Origin of the sequence: Streptomyces sp. NPDC050988, from assembly GCF_044456225.1 — a bacterium.
In the GTDB taxonomy this organism is placed as follows: domain Bacteria; phylum Actinomycetota; class Actinomycetes; order Streptomycetales; family Streptomycetaceae; genus Streptomyces.
The window spans coordinates 346,588-370,181 of sequence record NZ_JBITFQ010000002.1 but is presented as its reverse complement, the minus strand read 5'-3'; the positions used below and the strand labels follow the sequence as shown (position 1 = coordinate 370,181).

Annotated in this window: 18 protein-coding genes and 2 pseudogenes; 10 read left to right on the top strand and 10 right to left on the bottom strand. The window is 69.2% G+C overall.

Annotated elements, in window-relative coordinates; all coding sequences use genetic code 11:
* Positions 1-66 precede the first annotated feature (66 nt).
* The 3 genes and pseudogenes from ACIBEI_RS06480 to ACIBEI_RS06470 form a co-directional block, all read left to right on the top strand.
* A complete protein-coding gene (locus ACIBEI_RS06480) occupies positions 67-2,202 on the top strand; it encodes a glycoside hydrolase family 36 protein (protein ID WP_398885673.1) in 2,136 nt (711 codons plus the stop codon).
* 170 nt (positions 2,203-2,372) lie between these two features.
* Positions 2,373-2,795 (top strand): hypothetical protein, encoded by a 423-nt coding sequence (locus ACIBEI_RS06475; RefSeq protein ID WP_398885671.1) that lies wholly within the window; start codon positions 2,373-2,375, stop codon positions 2,793-2,795.
* A gap of 95 nt (positions 2,796-2,890) precedes the next feature.
* A pseudogene (locus ACIBEI_RS06470) lies at positions 2,891-3,052 on the top strand (IS5/IS1182 family transposase); the annotation flags it as partial.
* Between the two features lie 11 nt (positions 3,053-3,063).
* Here the strand turns inward: ACIBEI_RS06470 and ACIBEI_RS06465 are convergent.
* Positions 3,064-4,106, bottom strand: a pseudogene (locus tag ACIBEI_RS06465) (alpha/beta fold hydrolase).
* Positions 4,107-5,005: 899 nt separating this feature from the next.
* Here ACIBEI_RS06465 and ACIBEI_RS06460 point away from each other — a divergent pair.
* A complete protein-coding gene (locus ACIBEI_RS06460; protein ID WP_398885669.1) occupies positions 5,006-5,836 on the top strand; it encodes an alpha/beta fold hydrolase in 831 nt (276 codons plus the stop codon).
* Between the two features lie 125 nt (positions 5,837-5,961).
* On the opposite strand, the gene ACIBEI_RS06455 is transcribed toward ACIBEI_RS06460, so the two are convergent.
* From ACIBEI_RS06455 to ACIBEI_RS06430, 6 genes are all read right to left on the bottom strand, one after another.
* Positions 5,962-8,943, bottom strand: coding sequence for a glycoside hydrolase family 2 TIM barrel-domain containing protein (locus ACIBEI_RS06455; protein ID WP_398885666.1), 2,982 nt, complete (start codon positions 8,941-8,943; stop codon positions 5,962-5,964).
* Positions 8,944-9,011: 68 nt separating this feature from the next.
* The gene (locus tag ACIBEI_RS06450; RefSeq protein ID WP_398885664.1) at positions 9,012-11,747 is read right to left on the bottom strand and encodes an alpha-mannosidase; all 2,736 of its coding nucleotides are present in this window, start codon (positions 11,745-11,747) and stop codon (positions 9,012-9,014) included.
* A gap of 59 nt (positions 11,748-11,806) precedes the next feature.
* On the bottom strand, positions 11,807-12,613 hold the full coding sequence (locus ACIBEI_RS06445) for a carbohydrate ABC transporter permease (RefSeq protein ID WP_386666873.1): 807 nt from the start codon (positions 12,611-12,613) through the stop codon (positions 11,807-11,809).
* A gap of 47 nt (positions 12,614-12,660) precedes the next feature.
* Positions 12,661-13,518, bottom strand: coding sequence for a carbohydrate ABC transporter permease (locus ACIBEI_RS06440; RefSeq protein ID WP_398886315.1), 858 nt, complete (start codon positions 13,516-13,518; stop codon positions 12,661-12,663).
* 216 nt (positions 13,519-13,734) lie between these two features.
* On the bottom strand, positions 13,735-15,069 hold the full coding sequence (locus ACIBEI_RS06435; RefSeq protein WP_398885662.1) for an ABC transporter substrate-binding protein: 1,335 nt from the start codon (positions 15,067-15,069) through the stop codon (positions 13,735-13,737).
* Positions 15,070-15,371: 302 nt separating this feature from the next.
* The gene (locus ACIBEI_RS06430; RefSeq protein ID WP_398885660.1) at positions 15,372-16,376 is read right to left on the bottom strand and encodes a LacI family DNA-binding transcriptional regulator; all 1,005 of its coding nucleotides are present in this window, start codon (positions 16,374-16,376) and stop codon (positions 15,372-15,374) included.
* A gap of 179 nt (positions 16,377-16,555) precedes the next feature.
* Here ACIBEI_RS06430 and ACIBEI_RS06425 point away from each other — a divergent pair, with 179 nt between their 5' ends.
* A complete protein-coding gene (locus ACIBEI_RS06425; RefSeq protein ID WP_143642668.1) occupies positions 16,556-16,741 on the top strand; it encodes a hypothetical protein in 186 nt (61 codons plus the stop codon).
* The gene (locus tag ACIBEI_RS06420) at positions 16,738-17,049 is read left to right on the top strand and encodes a hypothetical protein (protein WP_200393642.1); all 312 of its coding nucleotides are present in this window, start codon (positions 16,738-16,740) and stop codon (positions 17,047-17,049) included. Before ACIBEI_RS06425 ends, ACIBEI_RS06420 begins: the two co-directional genes overlap by 4 nt.
* Positions 17,050-17,056: 7 nt before the next feature.
* Here the strand turns inward: ACIBEI_RS06420 and ACIBEI_RS06415 are convergent, their stop codons facing one another.
* Positions 17,057-17,647: a hypothetical protein gene (locus ACIBEI_RS06415; protein WP_398885657.1), complete on the bottom strand. Its 591-nt coding sequence runs from the start codon at positions 17,645-17,647 to the stop codon at positions 17,057-17,059.
* A gap of 130 nt (positions 17,648-17,777) precedes the next feature.
* Between ACIBEI_RS06415 and ACIBEI_RS06410 the strand changes: the two genes are divergently transcribed.
* Positions 17,778-18,101, top strand: a complete 324-nt coding sequence (locus tag ACIBEI_RS06410) for a LysR substrate-binding domain-containing protein (protein ID WP_398886313.1) — start codon at positions 17,778-17,780, stop codon at positions 18,099-18,101.
* 26 nt (positions 18,102-18,127) lie between these two features.
* Here the strand turns inward: ACIBEI_RS06410 and ACIBEI_RS06405 are convergent, their stop codons facing one another.
* Positions 18,128-18,637: a DinB family protein gene (locus ACIBEI_RS06405; protein ID WP_398885655.1), complete on the bottom strand. Its 510-nt coding sequence runs from the start codon at positions 18,635-18,637 to the stop codon at positions 18,128-18,130.
* Positions 18,638-18,691: 54 nt separating this feature from the next.
* The gene (locus tag ACIBEI_RS06400) at positions 18,692-19,384 is read right to left on the bottom strand and encodes a class I SAM-dependent methyltransferase (protein WP_398885653.1); all 693 of its coding nucleotides are present in this window, start codon (positions 19,382-19,384) and stop codon (positions 18,692-18,694) included.
* A gap of 133 nt (positions 19,385-19,517) precedes the next feature.
* Here ACIBEI_RS06400 and ACIBEI_RS06395 point away from each other — a divergent pair, with 133 nt between their 5' ends.
* From ACIBEI_RS06395 to ACIBEI_RS06385, 3 genes are all read left to right on the top strand, one after another.
* A complete protein-coding gene (locus ACIBEI_RS06395; RefSeq protein ID WP_398885651.1) occupies positions 19,518-20,105 on the top strand; it encodes a helix-turn-helix domain-containing protein in 588 nt (195 codons plus the stop codon).
* Positions 20,106-20,188: 83 nt separating this feature from the next.
* Entirely contained in the window at positions 20,189-21,319 is a 1,131-nt protein-coding gene (locus ACIBEI_RS06390; RefSeq protein ID WP_398885649.1) for an ABC transporter substrate-binding protein, read from the top strand.
* 237 nt (positions 21,320-21,556) lie between these two features.
* A complete protein-coding gene (locus ACIBEI_RS06385; protein WP_398885647.1) occupies positions 21,557-23,440 on the top strand; it encodes an ABC transporter ATP-binding protein in 1,884 nt (627 codons plus the stop codon).
* Positions 23,441-23,594 lie beyond the last annotated feature (154 nt).

The window sequence follows — 23,594 nt, the reverse complement described above, 5'->3', positions numbered from 1 at the left end:
CGTAATCATGAATTCACGCGGCAGACTCAGACCGCCGTCAGCGGCGGTCAGCGGGAGGGGAAGACGTTGACCGTTACGTCGGACGCGGCGGGCACGGCCCCCAACGACACTGACCAGAAAGTCACTTGGGGCCACCGGGCGCTGGAGACGGAGTTCGCCACCGGCGACGACGGGGTCGTGCGGCTGGTCCGGCTGGCCCTCCCCGGCGATCCGGTGTCCGAGCCCGGCTCGGATGCCCCCCTCCACCTTGTGGAACTCACTGCCCTCGGTCACGGCAGCGGTTGGTCCGGCCCGCGCTTCACCGGCACGGCCCTCGGTTCGCGCCTGCGGTACCGAGGACACACCACTCAGGAAGGCGGCGGCTGGACGTACTTGACCGTCGAACTCCACGACCCCGGGACCGAGTTGACCGCGTTCGTCGAGTTGTCCTCACCCGTCGGACTGCCCGTGCTGCGCTCCCGTGTCCGCCTCCGTAACGACGCGGAGGAACCCTTCGTCGTCCAGTCCGTCAGCAGCCTCCTGCTCGGCGCCCTGCCTTCCCCCGACGGCCTCGATGTCCACCGCGCCCGCAACGACTGGCTGGCGGAGTGCCGTTGGTACACCGAGCCGCTGCGGGAGACCGTCGCCGACATCCATGTCGACGTCCATCAGCACGACAGCCGGGCAGCACTGACCCTGGCAGGACGCGGCAGTTGGCCCACTGACGGGCACCTTCCGATGGGCGCCCTCACCGAACGCGGGGGCGACCGGGCCTGGTTGTGGCAGATCGAATCCCCGGCGGGCTGGCGCTGGGATCTGGGCGAGCGCGACCACGGTACGTGTCTGGCGCTGAACGGACCCATGGATGCGGAGCACCAGTGGCGCGTCCGACTGGCCCCCGGCTCCGAATTCACCACCGTGCACGGCGTACTGGCCCTCGGATCCGGGCTGGACGACGCATTCGGCGCCCTGACCTCGTACCGCCGTGCCGTCCGCCGCCCGCACCCGGACCACACCACGCTGCCGGTCGTCTTCAACGACTACATGAACACGCTGATGGGCGACCCGACGACGGAGAAGCTGCTGCCGCTGATCGACGCGGCCGCCGAGGCCGGGTCGGAGTACTTCTGCATCGACTCCGGCTGGTACGACGACGGCACCGAGGGCTGGTGGGACAGCGTCGGAGAGTGGCTGTATTCACCGCGCCGCTTCCCCGGCGGCGGAATCCACGAGGTCCTCGACCGGATCCGGGAGCGAGGCATGGTGCCCGGGCTGTGGCTGGAGCCGGAGGTCGTGGGCGTGCGCAGTTCCGTCGCGGACTCACTGCCGCCGGACGCCTTCTTCCAGCGCGACGGCCGGCGCATCACCGAACAGGGCCGCCACCAGCTGGATCTGCGACACCCCGCCGCCCGTGCGCACCTGGACAGAACGGTGGACCGCATCGTCGGCGACTGGGGGGTCGGCTACCTCAAACTGGACTACAACATCGTGGTCGACCCGGGGACCTGCGCCACCGGGGACTTCGCGCCGGGAGCCGGGCTGCTCGGCCACGCCGAGGCGTATCTGGACTGGTTGTCCGAGGTGCTGGACCGGTACCCCGGGCTGGTGATCGAAAACTGCGCATCGGGCGGAATGAGGATGGACGGGGCAACGCTCGCCGTCACCCAGCTCCAGTCCACCAGCGACCAGCAGGACCCACTGCGCTTCCCGCCGATCGCCGCCGCCGCGCCGACGGCGGTACCGCCCGAGCAGGGCGCCGTCTGGGCCTATCCCCAGCCCGAGTTCGACGACGACCTGATCACCTTCACCCTGGGCGGGGCGCTGCTCGGGCGCATCCATCTGTCGGGCCACCTGAACCGGATGTCGGAGCGCCAACTCGGGCTCGTACGGGACGCGGTGGCCGTGTACAAGTCGATCCGCGGGGACCTCGCGAAGGCCGTGCCGTTCTGGCCGCTCGGCCTCCCGGGCTGGACGGACGAATGGCTGGCCCTGGGCATGCGGGTCCCCGGTGACGGTACGTCCTACCTCTCGGTCTGGCGCCGCGACGGGGACACCGAACTCCATCTGCCGGTGCGGCACATGGAGGGCAGACAGGTCCATACGGAGATCCTGCACCCGTCCGCGCCGACAGCCGGCTCGGCGGTCTGGGAGGGGGACGGACTGCGGGTGTCGCTGCCACACACGCCCGCCGTCCTGCTGGTGCGTCTCACTTCGGGCGCATAGGGACGCGGGCCGGGAGCCGGGAGAGGGCAAGCACCGTGCCCGCCCCCCAGGAACACGATCCTGGGGGGGCAGGATTTTTTTTGGGGGCTGGGTTCCGTACTCACTGCCCTTCGGCCACCAGGACGACAGCGGTGATCGAACGGAACACGTACCCGCAGCGTCTGAGATGCATGAACGTACCGCGCCAAGCCGTCGTCGTGCTCCTGAGTGCCGGGCTGCTGCTCTCCGGCTGCTCGTCCTCGTCCGGCAATCCGGAGGACGAGGGGTACACCGGCCCCACCCTGCCCGCCCGCACCGTCGTGAAGGACAAGTGGCAGGAGGGACCGGCCAAGCCCAAGCAGCACAAGCCCTATCCGTACGACATCTATACGCACTGCGGGATCAAGTGGGTGAACTTCGGCAGCCGTTGGTGGGTCCTCGACTCCGTGTTCCCCGGGCCCGAGCAGGTCAAGGGTGAGCCGCCTTCGCAGCACACCCAGAGGCTCGCCGGCTACATGACTCTGATCGGCCCGGACACCGCCAACTTCGACGCCGCCGGGATGCCCACGATGCAGTTCGTACCGACCGAGGACGAACCGCCGGGCTGCGCCTAAGGTTTGTCCGTAACCGCTGGTCACGGGTGTGGTGATCTCGGCGTGCCTGGTGTGATCACGGCGTCGGAGCCGTCCTGGACAGCCCCGTCTACCGGGATGCCGGACTCATCGTCGTGGCCGGCCGGCCCCTGCCGGGCAACCGCAACGGCTGCAAGGCGTGGGTGGAATCCGGGGCCAAGGCCGCCGTCGGCAAGACCATGACGATCGCCGACGGCGGCATCCCGGCACTGGACTCGTGATGCCGCACCGCCGCCGGGCCGACGAGGAACTACGGAGCCGGGCTGATGTCGCCGTTGGTGTTCATGTCGAAGATGCCCTGGGTCTTGCCGTCGACCTTCAGGTGCTTGAGCCAGTGCTTCGAGAGGTTGTGCACGTTCTTGTGCTGCATCTCCCACACCACCGAATGCCCGGCGCAGTCCAGCTTGACCATCAACTTGTGGTCGCCGGCGATGGCGTTGTAGAGCGCGGGGACCGAGAAGTTGAATTCCGGATCCTCGCTCGACGTGTTCACCTGCCTGTCGTACTCCCCGTACGCGATGAGGACCGGCACGGTGCCGCCGAGGACGCCGCCCTGCGCCGCGGTGGTCTTGTTCCAGCCCCACCGGACGAGGTTCTGATGCGATTGCGCCCTTCACCGACCGGCCCCCACGTGCTGCCCACCGGATCGCTTTTCATGATCGCGTCCCACACCTTGTCGCGCATCTCGTCTTCGCGCTGCCCATCGCAGTGCACCTCGTTGGTCCACCCGTTCCAGGTTCCGTCTTTCGTGCTCAGGAACATCGGGAAGCCGGGCTGCGGCAGCGGGTTGGGGGCGTTCGACGTGCCCTCGGGCGGGAAGATCGGCGCCAGCAGGAACAGGCTCGACACCTTGCCCGGGTTCTTGACCGCGTACGGCCCCATCGTGAACGCGGCCGCGGACCAGCCGATGAAGGCGACCTTCTTCACCCCGCGCTCGCGGATGATCCACTCCACGACGGTGTTCAGCTCGTCCCGGTCGCTGTTCGAGTTGGTCAACTGGAACGGATAGTTCGGCGGGCCCGGCGTGAAACCTGGAGGTCTCGGCTTCAGAAGGTGCTGCTGGGCGGGATTGACATTGCGAGGGTCGTCCATCTCCGGCCGCGGCGACAGCCCCGAGCCCTGGAGGTCCATCATGAAGACGTCGTAACCGGCCTTCGCCAGCGCATCGGCCCAGCTGTACGACTTGAAATCGAGATCACAGCCCGCGAGTACAGGAACGCTCCGGCCGTGGAGCATCAGGACGGCCGTGCGCTCGTCGGGGTGGCCGGGGGGCGTGCCGTCGCGCTCCCGCACGAAGAGTTCGACGACCTTGCCCTTATTCGCGGGGACGGTGGACTTGTGGGGTACCCGGTGGTCTTTCACGGTGACGGGCATGGGGATCCGTTCTATGAGCTCGGCCGGGGCGTCGTTGCCCCGCCCAGACCACGCTCGATGCGCCGGACCGTCCGCGCCACAGCAGGGGTCCAGTCGTGTGACGTGCACTTTCTCCGTGCCGGCGGCGGCCTGCTCCTGCTCGTCGTCCTCCACGGCGACAGCGACAGCGCCACCCCGTCGGCACTCAGCTCGCCCGCCGGCCCGTCCGCCCGGCGTGCTGCTCAGCGACCTCCCGCACGATCCGCCCCGGCGTGTTCTCCGTGTCCATCCGCCGTCCGTTGCTGGAGGTGAGCAGCGGGCCTGGAGGCGAGTGTCGGCGATGAGGGCTGCACGCTCGCAGCCGTGATCAGAACCGTGGGGCAGAACGCGCAGCTGATCTGCCCGGCTTGCCGCGCGAGGGCTGACTGATGAAGCTGCCCTTCAGAAGCGATCACGTTCGAGGAGTTGGAACTCGAGGTCAGCGATCCGTTTCTCCGAGAAGCGGAGGTTCGTCTGGGCGCCTTCAAGGTGCTCTTGAAGCTTCCGATGCTCCTGCGCGCTTCGGCCCGCCCGACTGGCGGAAGCAGGGGAAGGAGTGCGCCATCCGCCACACCCTGCGTGACGTGGACGGCGACCTCTACGCCCGCAGCCCGCGTGCGCGGCACGAACACCGATGAAGCCGAGCCGCTCGCCGACGGCCAGGAGAGCCCCTGGGACGACCTGTCGTTCTACTCGAACCCCGTGTTCGTCAAGGTCCGCTGACCCGCTGACCGTTCGGCCCGGCGTCGTGGCACGATGGGTATCTGACGTCCAATCAGATATCCGGGGCGGGGGCGATCATGGAGTCGGTGTCGGTCGGCGGGGTGCGGATCGCGTACGAGCGTTGTGGGGCCGGGCGGCCGGTGGTCCTGGTGGGAGGTACCGGCATGCCGCCGGTCGCATGGGAACTGTGCGGTCTGCGCGGCGCGTTGGCCGACGCGGGCTTCGAGGTGGTGACCTATGCAGCGCGTGGTGTGGCACCTTCCGACGCACCGCCCGGCCCATACACGGTCGAGGCTCTCGCCGCCGACCTGGCGGGCCTGCTGGACGCACTGCGACTCACCGACGTCACGGTCATCGGCTACTCGCTCGGCAGCTTCACCACCGAACTCCTGGCCCGTACCCGTCCGGATCTGGTGCGTGCCGCGGTGCTGCTGGCCGGCGCCGGGCCGCTGACGGCAGTGCTGGACGCTGTCTTGCTGGCGGAGAGCGAACTGGTCGCGGCTGCCGGTCACTTGCCTCCGGCGTTCGTGAAACTGCAGACCCTGCTGAGCTCACTGCCGCCGGAGGTACTGCGCGACGACGAGGAACAGGTGCGCACCTGGCTGGAGTTGCTCGACGCCCAGGAGTCGGTATGGGCCTCCCGCGAGGGAGCGGCCGGGCAGCTGGCGGCCTCCGGACGGTGGCTGCGGGACGAGCACCGCATGTCCGCTCTCGCTGACATCCACCAGCCGGTGCTGGTCGCGGCGTTCGAACACGATCTGTACTTCCCGGCGCGGTCCGGGAAGGCCGCAGCCGAGGTGCTTGCACGGGGCGAGTTCGTTGCCCTTTCCGGGGCCGCTCACGCGGGTGTGCTGACCCATCCGCAGGAAACCACTGAGGTGCTCCTCGACTTCCTCGCCCGCACCTGAACACTGCAACAAGCAGAAGTGCGGCGCGGCGCCGGGAGTTCGCCGGTGCCCGCGGCGCGCGGTCTGCGGATTGCAGACCGCGCACCACGCGGCAGGCACCAGCACCAGCGCGGATCCGCGGATCCCTATCCCGCCGAGATACGCAGCCTGATCGTGCGCGACTCGGGCCGAAGCGCGAACTCGGGCCAGACATCGGGTCCGCAGGTCCGTGAGCCGAGACCGTGCTGGGCCGCGTCGACGATCAGGTGGCTCGTCGTCGAGGCGCCTAGCTCGAAGGGGCGCTCGGCTCGGGCGATCTGCTGGGGTGTGTGGCGGCTGAGGGTGAAGCCGGGGCGACGCCCCCGGGTGTCGGGCAGGGCCTCGATGCGCAGTACTTCGGTGGAGCCGCTCGTCAGCGTCAGCCGGCGCAGTTCGGAGCGGTGTCCGGTCTCCTGGGGACGTGCGTAGTCCACCGAGAGGTCGTGGACCGTGGCGGAGAAGCGGCCGGTGCGGGCCGCGCGGAGACTGTCGGGGTAGGTCTCCAGCGGGCCCAGACCGAACCACTGGGCCCCGTCGACGGGAGCCACGCCGTCGGGCAGTTCGAAGCCGACGCCGATACGGGGCCACACTGTCTGCCAGCCGCGCGAGGGCTCGATCTCCACGCGCAGTTCCAGCTCGCCGTCCACCAGCGACCAGACGGACTCCACCATCACGCTCAGCGCGGAGTCCGCCGCGGAGACCTTGTCGAGGGTGCGCAGCGCGTCCGCGGTGTGCTCCACGGAGACGCGCCGGTTGGTCAGCCGGTCGAGGCCGTCGCGCCGCCACAGATCGGCGCTGGACACCCCGGCGATGCTGTTGTCGCTCTCGGCGATCCCGTCGGACGGGCTTTCGTCGTTGTCGGTCGGCGCGCGGAACAGCTCCAGCCGAGGGCCGGTCACAGCGCGGCCGGCGAGGCGGACAAGGGATCCACCGGCGAACTCGGCGATTCCGAGCGACAGAGTTCCGTCGCCCGTTCGCCAATCGGCCTGTGGCTGTGTCCGGACCGCGGGCACGGGACGCCGTGCCGAGCAGTCCAGTTGGGCCGTGGCGATCACATGTCCTTCAGCTGCCCAAGGAGTTGACGCTGCCAGCGTCGCGTCGATCGTGAGCCACGTCTCGGCGTCGGGGGCGACCGCGATGGGGGGCAGTGACGCCCGCTGAGACCCGCCCGCGGCGACGACGGGGATCTCCAAGTCCCCCGAGGCGACGGGGAGTCCGTCGTGCTCGACGCGCCAGCGGAAGCGCAGGTCCGACGTGTCGGCCGAATGCCGCAGGTTCGTGACCACGACCTTTTCGCCGTCGAAGACGAACTCGACGGGCTGCGCGACCGCCTTGTACTCGTGGAGGCTGGGGGTGGGGACGTCGTTGCTCAACAGCATGCCGTCCATCACGAAGTTGCCGTCGTGCACGACCTCTCGGAAGTCGCCACCGTAGGCGTAGTACGGCGTCCCGTCCGGGGTCGCGGCGAGGATGCCGTGATCGCGCCACTCCCATACGAAGCCGCCGTGCAGCCGCGGATACCGCCGCACGAGTGCCTCGTACTGGTCGAACGCGCCCGGCCCGTTGCCCATCGCGTGCGCGTACTCGCACAGCAGGAACGGCTTGGTGCGCTGCCGGGCACTCTGCGCGGGAGTGCAGTTCAGCAGAGCCGAGCGTGCGCTGTCGGCCCCGATCTGCTCGGTCTCCGGCACCGAGGCGTACATGCGCGAGTAGATGTCGGTGTACTCGCCGGTGTAGTCGCCTTCGTAGTGCACGGGCCGTCCGGTGTCGCGGGCGTGGACCCACGCCGACATGGCGGCCAGGTTGCCGCCGGTCCCCGATTCGTTGCCGAGCGACCAGATCACGATGCTGGGATGGTTCTTGTCCCGTTCGACGGTGCGCCGGATGCGGTCCAGACAGGCCTCGCGCCAGGCCGGGTCATCACTCGGATTGCCGACCCAGTCGACCTTTTCGAAGCCGTGTGTCTCCAGATCGCATTCGAGGACCACCCAGAAGCCGAGTTCGTCGGCCAGGTCGAGCAGCCGGGGATGCGGTGGGTAGTGGCTGGTGCGGATGGCGTTGACGTTGAACCGCTTCATGCGCGCCAGGTCCTCGCGGGCGTGCTCCTCGTCGAAGACGCGCCCACGCTCGGGATGCGTCTCATGACGGTTCACCCCGTGGAAGACGACGCGGCTGCCGTTGACCAGGAACTGGTCGCCGCGGATCTCGACCGTGCGGAAACCCACCCGCAGCGCGATGCTCTCCGCGGCCGTGGACACGGTGGCGTCGTAAAGGCGGGGCTGTTCGGCCGACCAGGGCTGTACGCCGGTGACGTCGACGGGGGCCACGTCGGCCGGCGCGGGCCACACGTGCTCGACGCCGAGTTCGGGGATGCGCAGGGTGACCGGGAAGGCGGCCGCGTCGGCGGTGATCTCCGCTTCGACGCGGCCGCGCCCGTCGTCGAAGGCGGTCCGCAGCCAGACGTCCTCGATGCCTCCGGCGGGCCGGGCGATCAGGGTGACATCGCGGAAGATGCCCGGCAGCCACCACTGGTCCTGGTCCTCGACGTAGCTGGCCGCCGACCACTGGTGGACCCGTACGGCGACGACGTTGTCGCCCGTGCGCACCGCCGAGGTCACGTCGAATTCGTGGGCGAGCCGGCTGCCGCTCGCACTGCCGATCTCGACGCCGTTGACCCACACCCGGAACAGCGACTCGACACCGTCGAAGCGCAGCACCACGCGTTCGGCGTCCGACCAGTCGGCGGGGACGTCGAAGTTGCGGCGGTAGTCGCCGGTCGGGTTCTCGTCCGGGACGTGGGGCGGGTCGATCGGGAAGGGGAACTGGATGTTCGTGTAGATCGGCCGGCCGTAGGCCCCGTCCCCCTCCAGCACCCAGTGGGAGGGCACGGGGATGCTGTCCCAGCCGTCGTCGACGAAGCCGTCGGCCGCGAAGTCCTCGGCCACCGACGCCGTGGGGGACAGCCGGAACCGCCAGGGCCCGTTCAGTGAACGCGAGGGCGCGTCGGAGTGCAGCCACGAGCGCGCCGGGCGCAGTGCGCCACGGCCTGGCGCGATGTCCGAAACATGGGGGGAGAACTCGCTGGGCAAGAGGTCACAACTCTTTCTGTGTGTCACATACGACTGTGTGTCACGTACGAGGCAGATACGACGGGTCGCTACCGGAGTACGACCGTGCGGATCTCCCATGGACCGAGGGCCAGTTCGAGTTCGTCCGGGGCCTGGGCGCGGGAGATCGGCCGTCCGAGCAGGTCCACGGTGGTGGCCTCGGAGAACGTGCCCGTCACACGGACGGTGGACGCGCTGTCGCTCATCGCGGCCAGCCGCACTTCGATCCCGGCCCCGGACTCGTCGTCGGCGACGCGGCGGATGCCGGACACGAGAACGTCCTGGCCCTCGACGCCCAACCCGGCCGTGTCGGGCGGCAGTTGGCCCCCGGCCGGGGCGGTTCCGCGCGTGACGAGCACGTCGTTGCGGAACTCCTCGGCGAGTGCGACCGCGTGCGCCCCGAGCCAGCCCGTTGCCGAGGGCACGACGGCGAAGCGGTTCTCGACGCGCATGCCGAGGTCCTGCGCACCCGGCGCGGGGATCTCGCTCGCCGCGGGTTCGTCGCGGAGAGGATGGATGTTGACGCTGATCGAGCCGATCGCGCGCAGCAGGGTGAGGGCGAGTTCGGTGCCGTCGCCGACGAGTTCGTACTCGCTGGAGTGGTCGAGCAGGACCGTGGCGGGGCCCGCCGACACGAACGTACTGGCCGGGAAGGTCGGCAACGGGTACTCGCCCCATCCGCCCTCGGCGGTCAGACCGCGTTCGGTGACGGCGAACTGGCCGGCGGACGAGGACGTGGCCACCGGCTCGGGCAGCGGCACGTGGAAGCGCAGCCGGTGGTCCGCGGACTGGTTCAGGAACGAGGTCGAGACCCGTACGAACGGTTCACCGGTACGTACTTCCACGAGCGTCTCCACCGGTGTCGGCACGATCCGTTCGTCGCGCAGATCGCGGTCGGAGGAGAGCGCGGCGGGCCACGGGTAGACGCGGGTGACTCGCAGCCGTGACCGCAGCGGGCCGTCCTCGAGAAGGTCGACGGTGATCTCCGTCGGGTCCGAGACGAGGATGTCGTGCGCCGGGGGAGCGTAGTTGTAGCTGTCGCCGCGGTCACCGCCGTCGACAAGACGGCCGACGCCGTTCAGTACGGTCCCGTCGGAGCCGGTGATGCCCAGCGTGCCGTCGGCGGCGACCGTGACCTCGACCAGGCCGTTGGAGAGTGTGCGGTCCGTCGCCGTCGCCGTCGCGGGCTCGTACGAGGCCGGCGTGGCGGCGGTGGTCTCGCGCGGCTCGACCCGGAAGGCGGTCAGCCCGGAGGCGGGGACCCGCACGGGTACGAGTGCGGTGGCCCGGGCTTCCTCCACTGTCAGCACCCGCCACTCACCCGGATGCGCGGCGGCCGCCGCGGCGACCTCCCGGCGCAGGATCAGCAGGTCGAAGGGCCCGCTGGTGGGGACCTCCGCGAGGTGGAAGACGAGCTGGCCGGGGGTGAGTTCGTAGCGGTCGATGAGCCGGCCGAACAGTTCGCGGCGGTGGATACGACGCAGCACGCGTTCGAGTTGGGAGGCGTCCATGCGCTCGTCGCTGAGGACCGTCGGTGCCTCGGCGATCAGCTGTACGGGGTGCGTCGAGCCGTCGGCGGCGATCGCGGCCGGCCCCGTTCCGGCGGGCGGGGCGGCGACATCCACCTCGACCAGCGCCGTACGCCCGAACGGCAGTGGGTTGGCGACCAGGTAGCCGTCGCTCGGCACCAGGGCGGCCGGTTCGGCGAGTGCCGCGTCCCGCACGGCGCGCGCGGTCTGCGCGGCCTCCGCCAGGCGTGCGGCGACCTGGTCGCAGGTCTCGTCGGTGCCGGAGCCGACGACCGAGTCGTGCGCGGTCGACTCGATGATCTTGTGCCAGGCGAGGGAGAGGAACGGTGAGTCGTCGCGCCGGGACCACAGCGCGTTCATGCGCTCGGCGTGGTCGACCGTGCGCTCGGCGACTGCCATCCGCTGCTTGAGCCCGAGCCGCACGGAGAGTACGCCCGGCAGGATGTTGCCGCGCACATGGCTGCGCAGCTCCCCGGTGACGACGGCGGACACCTCGTCGCGCACATGCTTGCGCAGGTACTCGTCGAGGGTCGCGATGGTGATGGCCCGTCCTTCACGGGCGGCCTGCCGCAGCCAGGCCGCGAGGTGCGGGTCGGGCGCGTTGTGGTCCGTGCCCGCCATCGCCAGTACCGGATCGCCGCCCCACCGTTCGGCCGTCATCTCCGCGTACTCGCCCAGCGCACGGCCGATCTGGTCGGGCACCAGCAACACGTCGAGCCCGTTGTCGTAGCCGTCGAAGAGGAACTCGGTGCGCACCTCGGAGCCGTCTGGTGCCCGCCAGCGGAAGGCGTGACCGTCGACGGAGCCCGGCACACCGCGCCACAGTGCCGCGTGCTCGATGCCGGCGCGCGCCAGGATCTGCGGCATCTGCGCGACGTGGCCGAACATGTCCGGCAGATAGCCGATGGGCATCGCGCCGCCGAGGTCCGCCGCGGCCGCCCACCCCATCTGCAGGTTGCGGACGATGGTCTCGCCGGAGCAGAGGAACTCGTCGAGCAGGATGAGCCACGGGCCGATGGCGATCCGTCCCTCGGTGACCAGGGCCACGAGGCGGTCGCGGTTCTCCGGCCGCATCTCCAGGTAGTCCTCGATCGCGGCCATCTGCCCGTCGACGGTGAACCGGAAGTCCGGGTTCGCCTCGGCCGTCTCCAGCACGGTGTCGAGGGCGGCGACCAGCCGGTGCCGGAAGACCTGGAACGGCTCGTACCACTCCCGGTCCCAGTGGAAATGGGGCACGAAGACGGCGGAGTTGCTCATGGCGGGAGGAACCTTCTGTGCGGGCGGGGCGTACGGAGACAAGAAGCGGGCGCGGGCGGTCACTTGAGGGAGCCGGCGGCGAGCCCGGTGCGCCAGAACCGCTGGAGGACGATGAACAGGATGATCACGGGCACGATCGACACCAGCGAGCCCATGATCACGGACTCCTGGAGGAGCGGGGTGCGGGCGGTCTGCCCGTTCCAGGTGAAGAGGCCGAGCGTGATCGGGAAGAGCTCCTCCTTCTGGAGCATCACCATCGGGAGGAAGAAGTTGTTCCAGATGCCGACGAACTGGAACAGGAAGATGGTCACCAGCGCCGGCGACATCAGCTTGAACGACACCGAGAAGAACGTGCGGAACTCGCCGGCACCGTCGAGGCGCGCGGACTCGATGAGTTCCTGCGGCACGGCGGCGTTCGCGAAGATCCTCGCGAGATAGACGCCGAACGGGCTGACGATGCTGGGCAGGAAGACCGCGAAGTAGGTGTTGACGAGCCCGACCTCGGAGAACAGCAGGAACAGCGGCAGCGCCAGCGCGGTACTGGGGACCAGCACACCGCCGAGAATCACCGAGAACAGGAACTCCCGGCCGCGGAAGCGGAACTTGGCGAGCGCGTAGCCGCACAGCGCCGAGATCAGGGTGCCCACGGCCGCGCCCAGCACCGCGTAGACGACGGTGTTGAGGATCCATCGGGCGAAGATGCCGTCGTTGAAGGTGAACAGGGTGTGCAGATTCTCGAACAGCTGGAAGTTCGAGAACGTCAGGCCGCTGGTGGAGGCGAGATCGCCCTGCGGTTTGGTCGCCGCGACGATCAGGAAGTACAGCGGCAGCATGAAGTAGATCGCCAGCACGAGCATCAGGGCCATGACGGCCGTACGACTCACGCGGCTTTCCTGCGAAGGGGGTCGATTGCTCACAGTCCCGCCCTCTTGGAGGTCAGTCGCATGAACCCGAAGCTCAAGACGAACGTGATGACGGCGATGACCACCGAAATGGCGGCGGCCTGCTGGTAGTTGTTCCCGACGGCCACGGTGTACGCCAGCATGTTCGGGGTGAACGTGCTGGAGATGTTCGAGGAGATCTGCCGCAGCACGGCCGGCTCGGAGTACAGCTGGAGTGTGCCGATGATCGAGAACACCGTGGTCATGACGATGGACGGGGCGATGATCGGGACCTTGATGCGCCAGGCGATGACCCAGTTGCTCGCCCCGTCGATCCTCGCGGCCTCGTAGAGTTCCTGCGGGATGGACTGCAGCGCCGAGAACATGATCAGCATGTTGTAGCCGGTCCACAGCCAGGTCGACACGTTCGCCGCCGACCACAGCACGGCACCCGGGCCGAGGAAGTCAGGCTTGAGGCCGATGCCGTTCAACAGGTCGACGACCGGGCTCAGTTGGGGCGAGTAGAGATACGACCACATGATCGCGGCGATGACGCCGGGCACCGCGTAGGGCATGAACGCGGCGGTGCGGAAGAACCCCTTGAGCTTCAGCAGGTGGGTGTCGAGGAGCAGCGCCATGACCAGCGCGGTGAACAGCATCACGGGCACCTGCACGATGCCGAACAGGCCGATACGGCCGATGCTGGCCCAGAACTCCTCGTTCTGGAACACCTCGACGTACTGCTCGAAGCCGCCGAACGTCGTGTACGAGGTGCCGTACTGCCCGCCGGAGCGGCGTACCACGCGGAAGCTCTGCCAGAGCGCGTAGCCGATGGGCACCAGGTAGAAGAGGACGAACGGCAGGAAGAAGGGTGTCAGGAACGCGACGATGGTGCCGGCCCGGGGGGGGGGGGGGCGGGCCCCGCCCCCCCCCCCCGCCGCCCCCGGGGGGGGGGGGGCGCCGCGGGGGGGGGGGGGGGGGGGGGGGGGGGGGGGGGGGGGGGGCGGCGGCCCCCCCCCCCCCCCCCCCCCCCCGCCCCTCCGGCGCTGCGGTGCTGCGGTGCTGCGGCGCTGCGGTGCTTCGGTGCGATGTCGGTCATTCCGCGGTCACTTGCCCGCCGTGGCCGGGATCGCCAGGTCGTCCATCGACTTCAGCGCGGAGGCCTGGGCGGCCGCGAGCGCGCCGGTCAGCTTGCCGTCACCGGCCACCGCCTTGGCCATCGCGTCCTGCAGTGCCAGGTTCACCGTCTTCTGGGTGGGGCCCCAGCTGAAGTCGGTGTCGACCTTCTTGGACGACTCGGCGAAGACGTCGAAGATCTTCTCGTTGTTGTAGTACGGCACACCCTTGGTCAGCGCCGGGAGCTTCAGTCCGTCGGTGGACGCCGGGTACAGGCCGCCCACCTCGTTCGCCAGCGCGAGCGCCTCGGGGTCGGTGTTGAGCCATGTGTTGAACTCGGCCGCCTCGTAGAGGTGCTTGCCGCCCTTCATGAACGCGACGGTCGAGCCGCCCCAGTCACCGGAGTTGCCGCCCGCACCCCAGGTCGGCATCGGGACGATCGACCACTTGCCGGCCTGGCCGGGCAGGTTGTCACGGATGCCCGTGTAGCCCCAGGCCGCCCCGAGCTGGGTGGCCATCTGGTCGTTCTGGTAGGCGGCGAACATCTGCGTCGACCCGTTGGCGAGGTCGGTGCGCACGAGCTTGTCGTCGATCAGCTTCTGCCAGTACTCGGCGACCTGCTTGCTCTTGTCCGAGTCGACGGTGACGTGCCACTTGTCGTCGGAGTAGCTGTACATGTTCGCGTTGTTCTGCCAGAGGAGCCCGTTGAACCACTCGGCGTTGTTCGGGTCGAAGAACGTCATGGTGAGCTTCGGGTTCGCCTTGTGCAGCTTCTCCGCGGCGCTGGTGTACTCGTCCCAGGTCGTCGGAATCGGGACGTCGTACTTCTTGAAGATGTCGGTGCGCACGTACATGGCCATCGGGCCCGTGTCCTGCGGAAGGGCGTACACCCCTTCACCGCCGAAGCTGGTCTGCGACCAGGTCCACGGCACGAACTCCGACTTGGTGCCGGCGGCCGTCTTGCAGGCCGAGGCGTCCACGAAGGCGTCCTGGGAGCGCAGGGTGGGCAGCTGGTCGTAGCCGACCTGGGCGAGGTCCGGGGCCTTACCGGCCTTGAGGGCGTTGCCGATTGCGCCGTACTGGTCGTTGGAGATGTTCTTCGACTCGACCTGGATGTTGGGATGGTCCTTGTTCCACAGGTCGACGACCTTGTCCATGCCGTTGACGGTGTTCCAGTACTGGAGGGTGACCTTGCCCTTCGAGGGCTCGCAGGATGCTGCGGATGAACTGTCCGACGAGTCGGACGACGAACATCCGGCGAGTACGAGGACGCCGGCTGCCGCGGCGACGGCGGCGAGGCGGATGCGCGTGACTGCGTTGCTCATAGTTTCCGTTCCAGACAACGGCTAGCGACGGTGCTAGGCGGCTCGATGCTGATCCCTCGGGCGGAATGCCCTCTGGGTGGAAGGGACAGGACGCAACGGTGTCGGTTCAAGCGCCGAGCGCCGTGGCGAGGTGATGGAAAACGCTGGTAATGGGTGCTTGTGAGCGGTCCCGTGAACGCTCACGGGACCGCTCACGGGAGTCCTCGGAGGTACCTCGCGAGGTGCGATGCGAAGTGCTCGGAAGTCTGCGCTTGGGCGCCGTTCAATGTCAAGACATGCGCGGCGGATGCGTTTCCGGCGGGCTACGCGGACCCGCTCAGCCGCAGTTCGGCATGCACGACCAGGTCCTCGACCGCGAGTGTGCGCGGGTCCGACAGCAGCCGTGCGACCTGCTCGATGGCGAGCACGCCGAGCTGCCGGGTGTCGAGGGCGACGCTGGTGAGCGGGGGCTCCATGAGCGCTCCCAGTTGAAGCCCGTCGAAGCCGACGACCGCCAGATCCTGCGGCACGCGCCTGTCCAGCCGGCGGGCCTCCCGGAGAGCGCCGATCGCGATGATGTCGTTGAACGTGAAGACCGCGGTGACATCGGGATGAGCGGTGAGCAACTCCCTGAGCGCCGCGCCCCCGCCGTCGGCCGTCTGATCCGCACCGACCACCATGCCGCCGTCGATCCCGTGCGCCGCCGCGGCCGCCGTGAACCACGTGTGCCGGATGCTCGGCTCGGCCCGGGCCTGGTGGTCGACCATGCCGATCCGTGTGTGCCCCTTCGCGACCAGATGCGTAACCGCGGCGTGGACCCCCTCCCGACCGTCGATCCGGATCGAGGTGAACCGCGTGGACCTGCCCTCACGACCGATGAGCACGACCGGCATGCCTCGGGTGAACGACTCGAGTTCGCTGTCGGAGCAGCTGAAGTAGCCGATGACCGCATCGACCTGCGAACTGATCACCTGCAGCGTGCCGAGTTCCTCTTCCGCCCGGTCGGCGGTGTCGTACACGACGACATGCCAGCCGTGGGTCCTCGCGGCCTCCAGGGCGGAGGCCGCGACTTCGGTGAAGTACGGGTTGAGCAGATCGGGGATGACCAGCCCGATCGTCATGGTGTCCTGGCGGACTAGGCCCCGGGCGAACCGGCTCGGCCGGTAACCGAGTGCGCGAGCCGCGTCCAGCACGCGCTGTTTGGTGTCGCTGTCGATCTCGTCCTTGTCGTTGAGCGCCCGCGACACGGTCTGCCTGGACACCCCCGCGGACCTGGCGACGTCGTTGATCGTGACCTTCCGGGACTCCGACCCCGATGCCGACACCATCGCCCACCTCCTGCTTCTCGCGAACGCCGGTGCGCGCGCAAAGCCTGAGTATGCACGTACGGGGCTTCGACCGGACGGCAGGCCTTGGGCGAAGCGGCCGACCCCGGTCAGGCCTTCCGGGGACCGGCATCGGCGAGAAGGGGTGCGGTGACGGCAGTCCTGGCACTAGATTTGGTGGCATGACTGCCATCACCGTTCGGATTCCGGACTCCATGGACAAGCCGTTGCGCGATGCCGCGGCCGGCGCTGCTTCGCTCAACGAGTACATCGTCAAGGCCGTACGCCGTCAGATGACCCTCGATGCCGCCGGTCGCCTCGCCTCCCTGGAGCGCCTCGACCTCGATGGTGAGGGCGACACTCTGTGACGATCCGCAAGGGCGATGTGTGGGACGTCGACACCGGCAAGGGCAACCGGACCGTGCTGATCGCCAGCCTCGACGGGCTCGCCGACCGGTACGGGGCCGTGGTCGCCCTGGTGCTGCACGCCCCCGCGGCTCATCCCGATACGGCGATGAGCGTGCGCCTGGCGACTCCGGTCGACGCCTCGGTCGTGGCCGTCAACCTGCTCCAGCTCTCCGCGGTCCGCTTCGAGACAGGCACCTGCCTCGGCAACATCGGTCCCGCGCAGCAGGCCCTGGTGGACGACGCGCTCCGGGCGGTGCTCGACCTGTAGCCCGTTCTCAGCTCGATGCCGTCGCTCGGGACACGTCCTGAGCGCTGTCCCAGCCGGAGACGAACCAGTCGGCTTCGCCGGTGGCGGGGTCGTACGAACGCCGCCTGATCGTGCCGATATTGCCGCCGTAGACGTGGATCCCGACGGTGGGTTCGCTGCCGACGGCCGTGACGGCGTGGACATCGTCGTCGGTGGTGCAGCAGACGGTCACCTGCCCCGGCGACCACCGAGTTTCACCGGCCGGCGCCAAGGGTGCGTTCGCGGTGGACGCCGTCGGCTTGAGGTACCGGGTCTCGTGTTCGACGCCCGCGTAGATGCCGGCGACGCCCCACGTCTCGTGCGAATGGACCTTGGTCCGCTGGCCCACGTCCCAGACCACGGACGCCATCGACCAGCTGTCGTCCGGAGCGATGTAGAGCGGATACGTCAGATGCCGGACGGGCGATGATCGCGTGACCTCCGGCGGAAGCCGGTATCCGTCGGCCAGCAGAGCGGACAGCCGCTCGGCGACCCGCGCCGTGATCTCGTGCTCGTCGTCGGTGCCGCGCACCACGAGTCCCACGTCGTCGATGAAAGTCTTCAGGCGATCAAGCTGCATGGTGCTCTCCTCTGCACAGTGCATTCGAGGCGACCGTCTCCGCCCATGTGCGGGTGCGCGGCTGGGTGTGACGGCCCGGGATCGCTGAGCCGGTCATGAAGAAGGGCCGGGCAGGAGCCCGGACGACAGCATCGCGAACCATCGCGACTCCGCCTGGATCGGCGGTTGCGAGCGGTGCCAGGGCGAGTTGACGGCCGTCTGTCTGTACTATGGCTTCAGCCCACGCATCGAGTCAGTCTGCGACGACATGGTCGTCGTGCAGGCCCTCGTCGCCGCCGGTATCGGAGTCACCACCCTGCCCGGACTCGCACTCCGCGCCCACCGCCTGCCCGACGTCCACACCACCGAGATCCCCGGCTTCCCCCGCCAGATCTACACCGTCACCTACGGCGATCCCCCCGACCCACCGGCCACCACGGCGCTGATCCGAGCCATCCAGGACTCCGCCCGGTAGGCACCGCCCGGTAGGCAGCCGCCCGGTCAGCGGCCGGTGGATCCGTCGATCCGCTCGCGGAGGATGTCGGCGTGGCCCGCGTGCCGGCCGGTCTCTTCGATCATGTGCACCAGGACCCATCGCATCGATGGTGCCTGCCCTCGGCGCGGGGGTCGCGGCGCGGGACGAGCCAGATCCGGACAGGCGTCGATGACCTGGTTCGCTCGCTCGACGGTCGCCCGGTAGTCGGCGAGCACACTGTCCACGGTGTCCTCCGCGGACGGCCGCATGGTCGTACGCCAGTCGCCGACATCCTCACCGAGGAAGTAGAACCGCTCGACGAACGCCAGGTGCTTGGCCAGCCCCAGGAGGTTGGTACCCGAGGGCACTCCGCCCGTTCGGACCTGCGGTTCCGGCACGCCCTCGACCTTGTCCGCGACCGCGTTCCGCAGATAGTCGAGGAAGCCGCGCAGGGTGGCCTTCTCGTCGGCGCCGGTCAGCGGCGGTCCGGTGTCCTTGGCCCGAGTCCGGGAACGCTGCGTGTCATTTTCTGGCATCGAGTCACTCCGTTCCGACGTGATGTCGGTCGTCATGTCGTGTGTTTCGGGCGGTCATCGGACGGTGTGCTGGACGAGCAGGACGTTGTCGATGACGGTGGCCGTCTCACCAGCGGGTCCGGTGGCCCGGCGACGGGGCATGTCGGCGCGCAGGACGGACCAGAGCGCGGGGTCGAGATCGAGCTCGGCGGCGGTCTCGGTGGGTGTGGGGAAGTGGATGTCGGGGTCCTGGTTCCATGACCAGGGCGCGGTGGAGCCGTGGTCGACGATCAGCAGGAGACCGCCGGGTCGCAGAGCCCGTGCGGCGTTGCTCAGCACTCGGCTGCGGAGCAACGGGAGCGGGGTGTGGAAGTACTGGGCGGAGACGAGATCGAACCGGCCGGCCGGGAAGCTCCTGCCCAGATCGTGCTGTGCGGTGACGACCCGGTCCGCGACGCCGAGATCGCGGGCACGGTCCCGCACCCGTTCGACGGCGGTGGTGGAGATGTCCACGGCGGTGACGTGCCAGCCCCGCTGGGCGAGCCAGAGGGCGTCGCCGCCGGCGCCGCAGCCCAGATCCAGGGCCGCGCCGGGATCCAGTGGTGTTGCGGTCTCGGCGAGCAGTGGGTTGACGCGCGTACCCCAGGTGCGCGGGGTGCGGTAGTGCCGCTCCCAGAACAGCTCGGCGTCGTCGTCCGCCGCGCCCTGGTCGCCTGCCGTGTCGCCGGCGGCGTCGGAGGTGGGCTGTCGGTGTCGGGTGGAATCCATCTGAGTCGTCCCCTCGTCGGCGGACATACCGAGCGCGATCCGATACGCACATTCGGCGCCGGTGATGTGTGGACAGCATCGCCAGCGCCATTTCGCCCTTGCAAGAAAAATTGCGGATCCGCATCATCGGGACATGGACAGCATGGGCAACCCCGCTGGAGACGTTCTGGCCGGAGTCGGGCCGCGACTGCGTGCCCTGCGCCGGGCGCGGAGCGCCACGCTGGCCGCGCTGGCAAGCGAAACCGGCCTCACGGCGAGCACACTGTCCCGCCTCGAGAACGGCAAGCTCCGCCCCACCCTGGAGCAGTTGCTTCCCTTGGCCAGGGCGCATGGAGTCCCGCTGGACGACCTGGTCGCGGCGCCGCCCACCGGCGACCCGCGCGTCCACCTGCGACCGGTGCGGCGATCCGGGCTGGTGATGGTGCCACTGACCAGACGGGCCGGCGGCATCCAGGCCTACAAGGTGATCCATCCGCCCGCCGGCCAGGCACCCACGATGAAGATGCAGACCCACGAGGGATATGAGTGGTTCTACGTCCTCAACGGACACGTCAGGTTCGCGCTCGGCGAGCAGGAGTTCAGGCTCGGCGTCGGAGAGGCCGCGGAGTTCGACACCCGCACACCGCACTGGATCGGCAGCGCGGACAGCCGGCCCGCGGAACTGCTCGCCCTCTTCGGCCCGCAGGGAGAGCGCGCACATCTGGCACCGTCCAGGCACTGACTTTCCGCTGCCGACCACTGAGACATTCACTCTGCGATCCGGGCCGGCCACCGGCCCACCGCCACACGGGGAGACGCCGACACATGACCACGCCACCATCGCAACCCGGAGCGCAGCGGACCGACGGATCGTCCGTACAGATCGGCGCTCTCGTTCCGTTGACCCGGCCCGGCTGGGCCGAGGCGGGCCAACACCTGCTTGCCGGACTCGAGTTGGGCGTTCGTGAAGTCAATGACGCGGGCGGGATCGTCGGAAGACCACTGGAGCTGGTGGTCCGGGACACCGCGGCTGATCCGCGGCGGGCCGCCGCGGCCGTGGATGAGTTGGCTCGCCTGGGAGTGGCCGCGGTGGTGGGGGAGTATCACAGCGTCGTCGCTCGCGCGGCTGCAGCCAGGGCCGACGCGCTCGGCCTGCCGTTCCTCTGCTCGTCGGCGGTTCTCGACGCGCTCACCGAACAGCCGACGCAATGGGTAGCGCGCCTTTCCCCGCCGCAGTCCCGCGGATGGCAGGTCTACGCGGACTTCCTCCTCGCCGCGGGCCACAGCCGAATCGCCGTAGCAGCCCAGCCGAGTGTCTACTGGGCAGCTGGGACCCGCATCCTGCGGGACTACCTCGCTCCACGCGGCGGCACCGTCACCGAACTCGACATGAGCGCGTTCGACGCCACGGCCAGCTGCGACGCCACGGTCGTGTGCGACGAACTCGTCGACAACCGCGCTACAGCACTCCTTCTCCTGGTCGGCCACCCGGAACCGGCAGTGTCGATCGTCAAGTCGGTCCGCCGCGACCAGCGCCTCGCCGAGATCATGATCGGCGCTCCGGCCGGGCAACCGGAGTTCGCCGAATGGGCGACGCTGCTGGGCGACGACAGCGCCGCGATCCCGTTCCTGCGCTACCTGCCCGAACGCCTCACCCCACTCGGCGTACGAGTCGAGACGGCTCTCCGCGAGCAGTTGGCCGCAGCGCCCTCCTTCGTCGCCTTCGAGGGCTACGACACGGTCGCCGTCCTCGCCGATGTGCTGCGTACCGACGGCGTGGACCGGGCGAGCACTGCCGAATCCTGGCCACGCGCCGCGGTCGAAGGCACCCGCGGGCAGATCCAGTTCTCCCGCATGCCGGGCATCAGCGTCTGGCAATGGGCCGGAACGCCGATCCAGGTCGTCGACCGAGACCCGGCGGAACCCGACCGCTTCAGGATCCTTCACGTCGGCTGAGAGAGCCCGGAGTTCGGACCGCCCCACCCGCAACACCCGTATCCGCACCGGCGTTTCGGCCATCGGGCCGCTCGGAGCGACCCGTGTGCGTCAAGGGTGGATGCATCCGGCACGTTGGCCCTCCGCGCTCCCGCACGGAATCCGCTCCGTCCAAAACACGTGTGTTCGATTCGCGGTCGGCGTCGTTGAGCCCGGTAGCGCCACTTCGTTCCCAACGACCGTGCAGGAGATGTCCAGTTGACGTCAGCCGCTACCAACGACGCGCACTCCGTACCCCCACCGCCGCCGGCCGAGATCACGTACTCGGGGCAGTACTCCGTGAACCCGCTCGGCGAGGTGACCTTCCGCAAGCTCTGCGCACAGCTCCCCTCCGTCCTGCGCAGCATCGCCAAGATGTCCTGGGCCATCGACCGCCGAGCCGTACTCCTGCTCCTGGCCTGCCAGTTGATCACCGGCGTGGCCGCCGCGGTGCAACTGACCGCGACGGCCAAGGCGATGAGCCCCATCCTCGGCGACAACGCCGTCGCCGACCGCCTGTACGCGGCCCTGCCGGCCCTCCTCGTCGTGGCGGGCGCGAGTGCGCTCGCCCGTGGGTCGGGGGCCGTGTCCACGTACGCCGAGCGGCGCATCACCCCCAGGCTGACGACCGCGACCGACACCGCCCTCGTCGAGGCCGTCTGCCGGGTCGAGGCAGCGGCGTACGCGGTCGACGGCTTCGCGGACCGGCAGGAAGCCGCCGAGATGGGGGTGATCCGCACGCACGTCATGGTCACGGACGCACAGCGCTTCATGTCGGCACTCGTCAGGATGGTCACGGCCAGCGGTGTCCTTTCGGTACTGAATCCCCTGATGCTGCCGTTGCTTCTCCTGGCCGTGCTCCCGGCCGGCGTCGGAGCGGTGCTCACCGCCCGCGTCGACTACGAGATCCACTACGCCAACGTCGCCGACCGCAATGTCCGCGGCATGATGCGGTGGTGGTCCACGACCCCCAAGTACGGTGACGAGGTCCGCGCGAACGGCATGACGGACTACCTCCTGTACTGGAACCGGGCGCTGTCCGAGCGAGTCGACAAACGCACCCTGGCCGCCGCACCCCGGACACTGCGCATCGCGCTGCTGTCGTCTCTCGCCGGTGGCGGTCTTCTCCTCGTCACCTGGGCGGTCCTCGCCTGGCTGGCCGTGACCGGACGGATCGCGCTCGCCATCGCGGCCACGGCGGTACTCGCGGTCCAGACGACCCTGGCCGCGCTGTCCCAGGTCGTCATCAACGGGGCCGCGGTGTTCCACACGAGCCTCTACCTGAGCGACATGCAGGCGTTCCTCGACGACGCGGGCGAACGGGCTCCCCAACGCGGTGAACTGACAGTCGGTGCGCCGGTGGACGAGATCCGGCTGGACGAGGTCACGTACACGTACCCCGGGAAGGACAGGCCGGCCGTCGACGACGTAACCCTGACACTGCGCAGGGGAGAGATCCTCGCCATCGTCGGAGTGAACGGCTCCGGCAAGAGCACGCTGACACGTCTGATCACTGGCATCTACCTGGCGGACAAAGGACACGTCACGTGGAACGGCAAGGACCTCGCCCATGTCGACCCGGCCACCGTCTGGAACTGCATCGGGCTGGTACCGCAGATCTTCGCCCAGTGGCCACTGCGGGTCCGGGAGAACGTGACACTGGGCCAGCCCCGCAGCCTGGACGACGCGCAGGTGTGGGAAGCGGTCGACGCGGTCGGCATGCGCGAGGCCGTCGAAGGCCTCCCCGCCGCCCTCGACACGCTCCTCGCCCGCGAGGTCTTCGGCGGAGCCGAACTGTCCGGCGGCCAGTGGCAGCGCCTGGCCTGTTCCAGGGCCCTGTACCGCCGCCCCCAGCTGCTGATCCTGGACGAGCCGACCTCCCAGATGGACCCGAGGGGTGAACACGGGATCTTCGAAAGGATCAGGACCATCGCCCCCGACCGCATCACGATCGTCGTCACCCACCGACTCGAGAACACCAGGACGGCCGACCACATCGTGGTCATGGAGCAGGGCCGCATCACGGAACAGGGCGTGTACGAGGACCTCGTACACGCCGGCGGCACCTTCGCCGAACTCCTCGCACTCTCGCAGGACCGCTGAGGGGTCCCTCGGTTGCCCCCTTCAAGCCGAGGCGGGGCCGGCTTCCTCCTGCTCGTGGTTGTGCCGCTTACCGCGCGAAATGCCCGGTGGTCCCGTAGGGTCGCGGTGCCGCCACGACAGGACGGGCGGTACGGCGCGAGCCTCACGTTCCCTT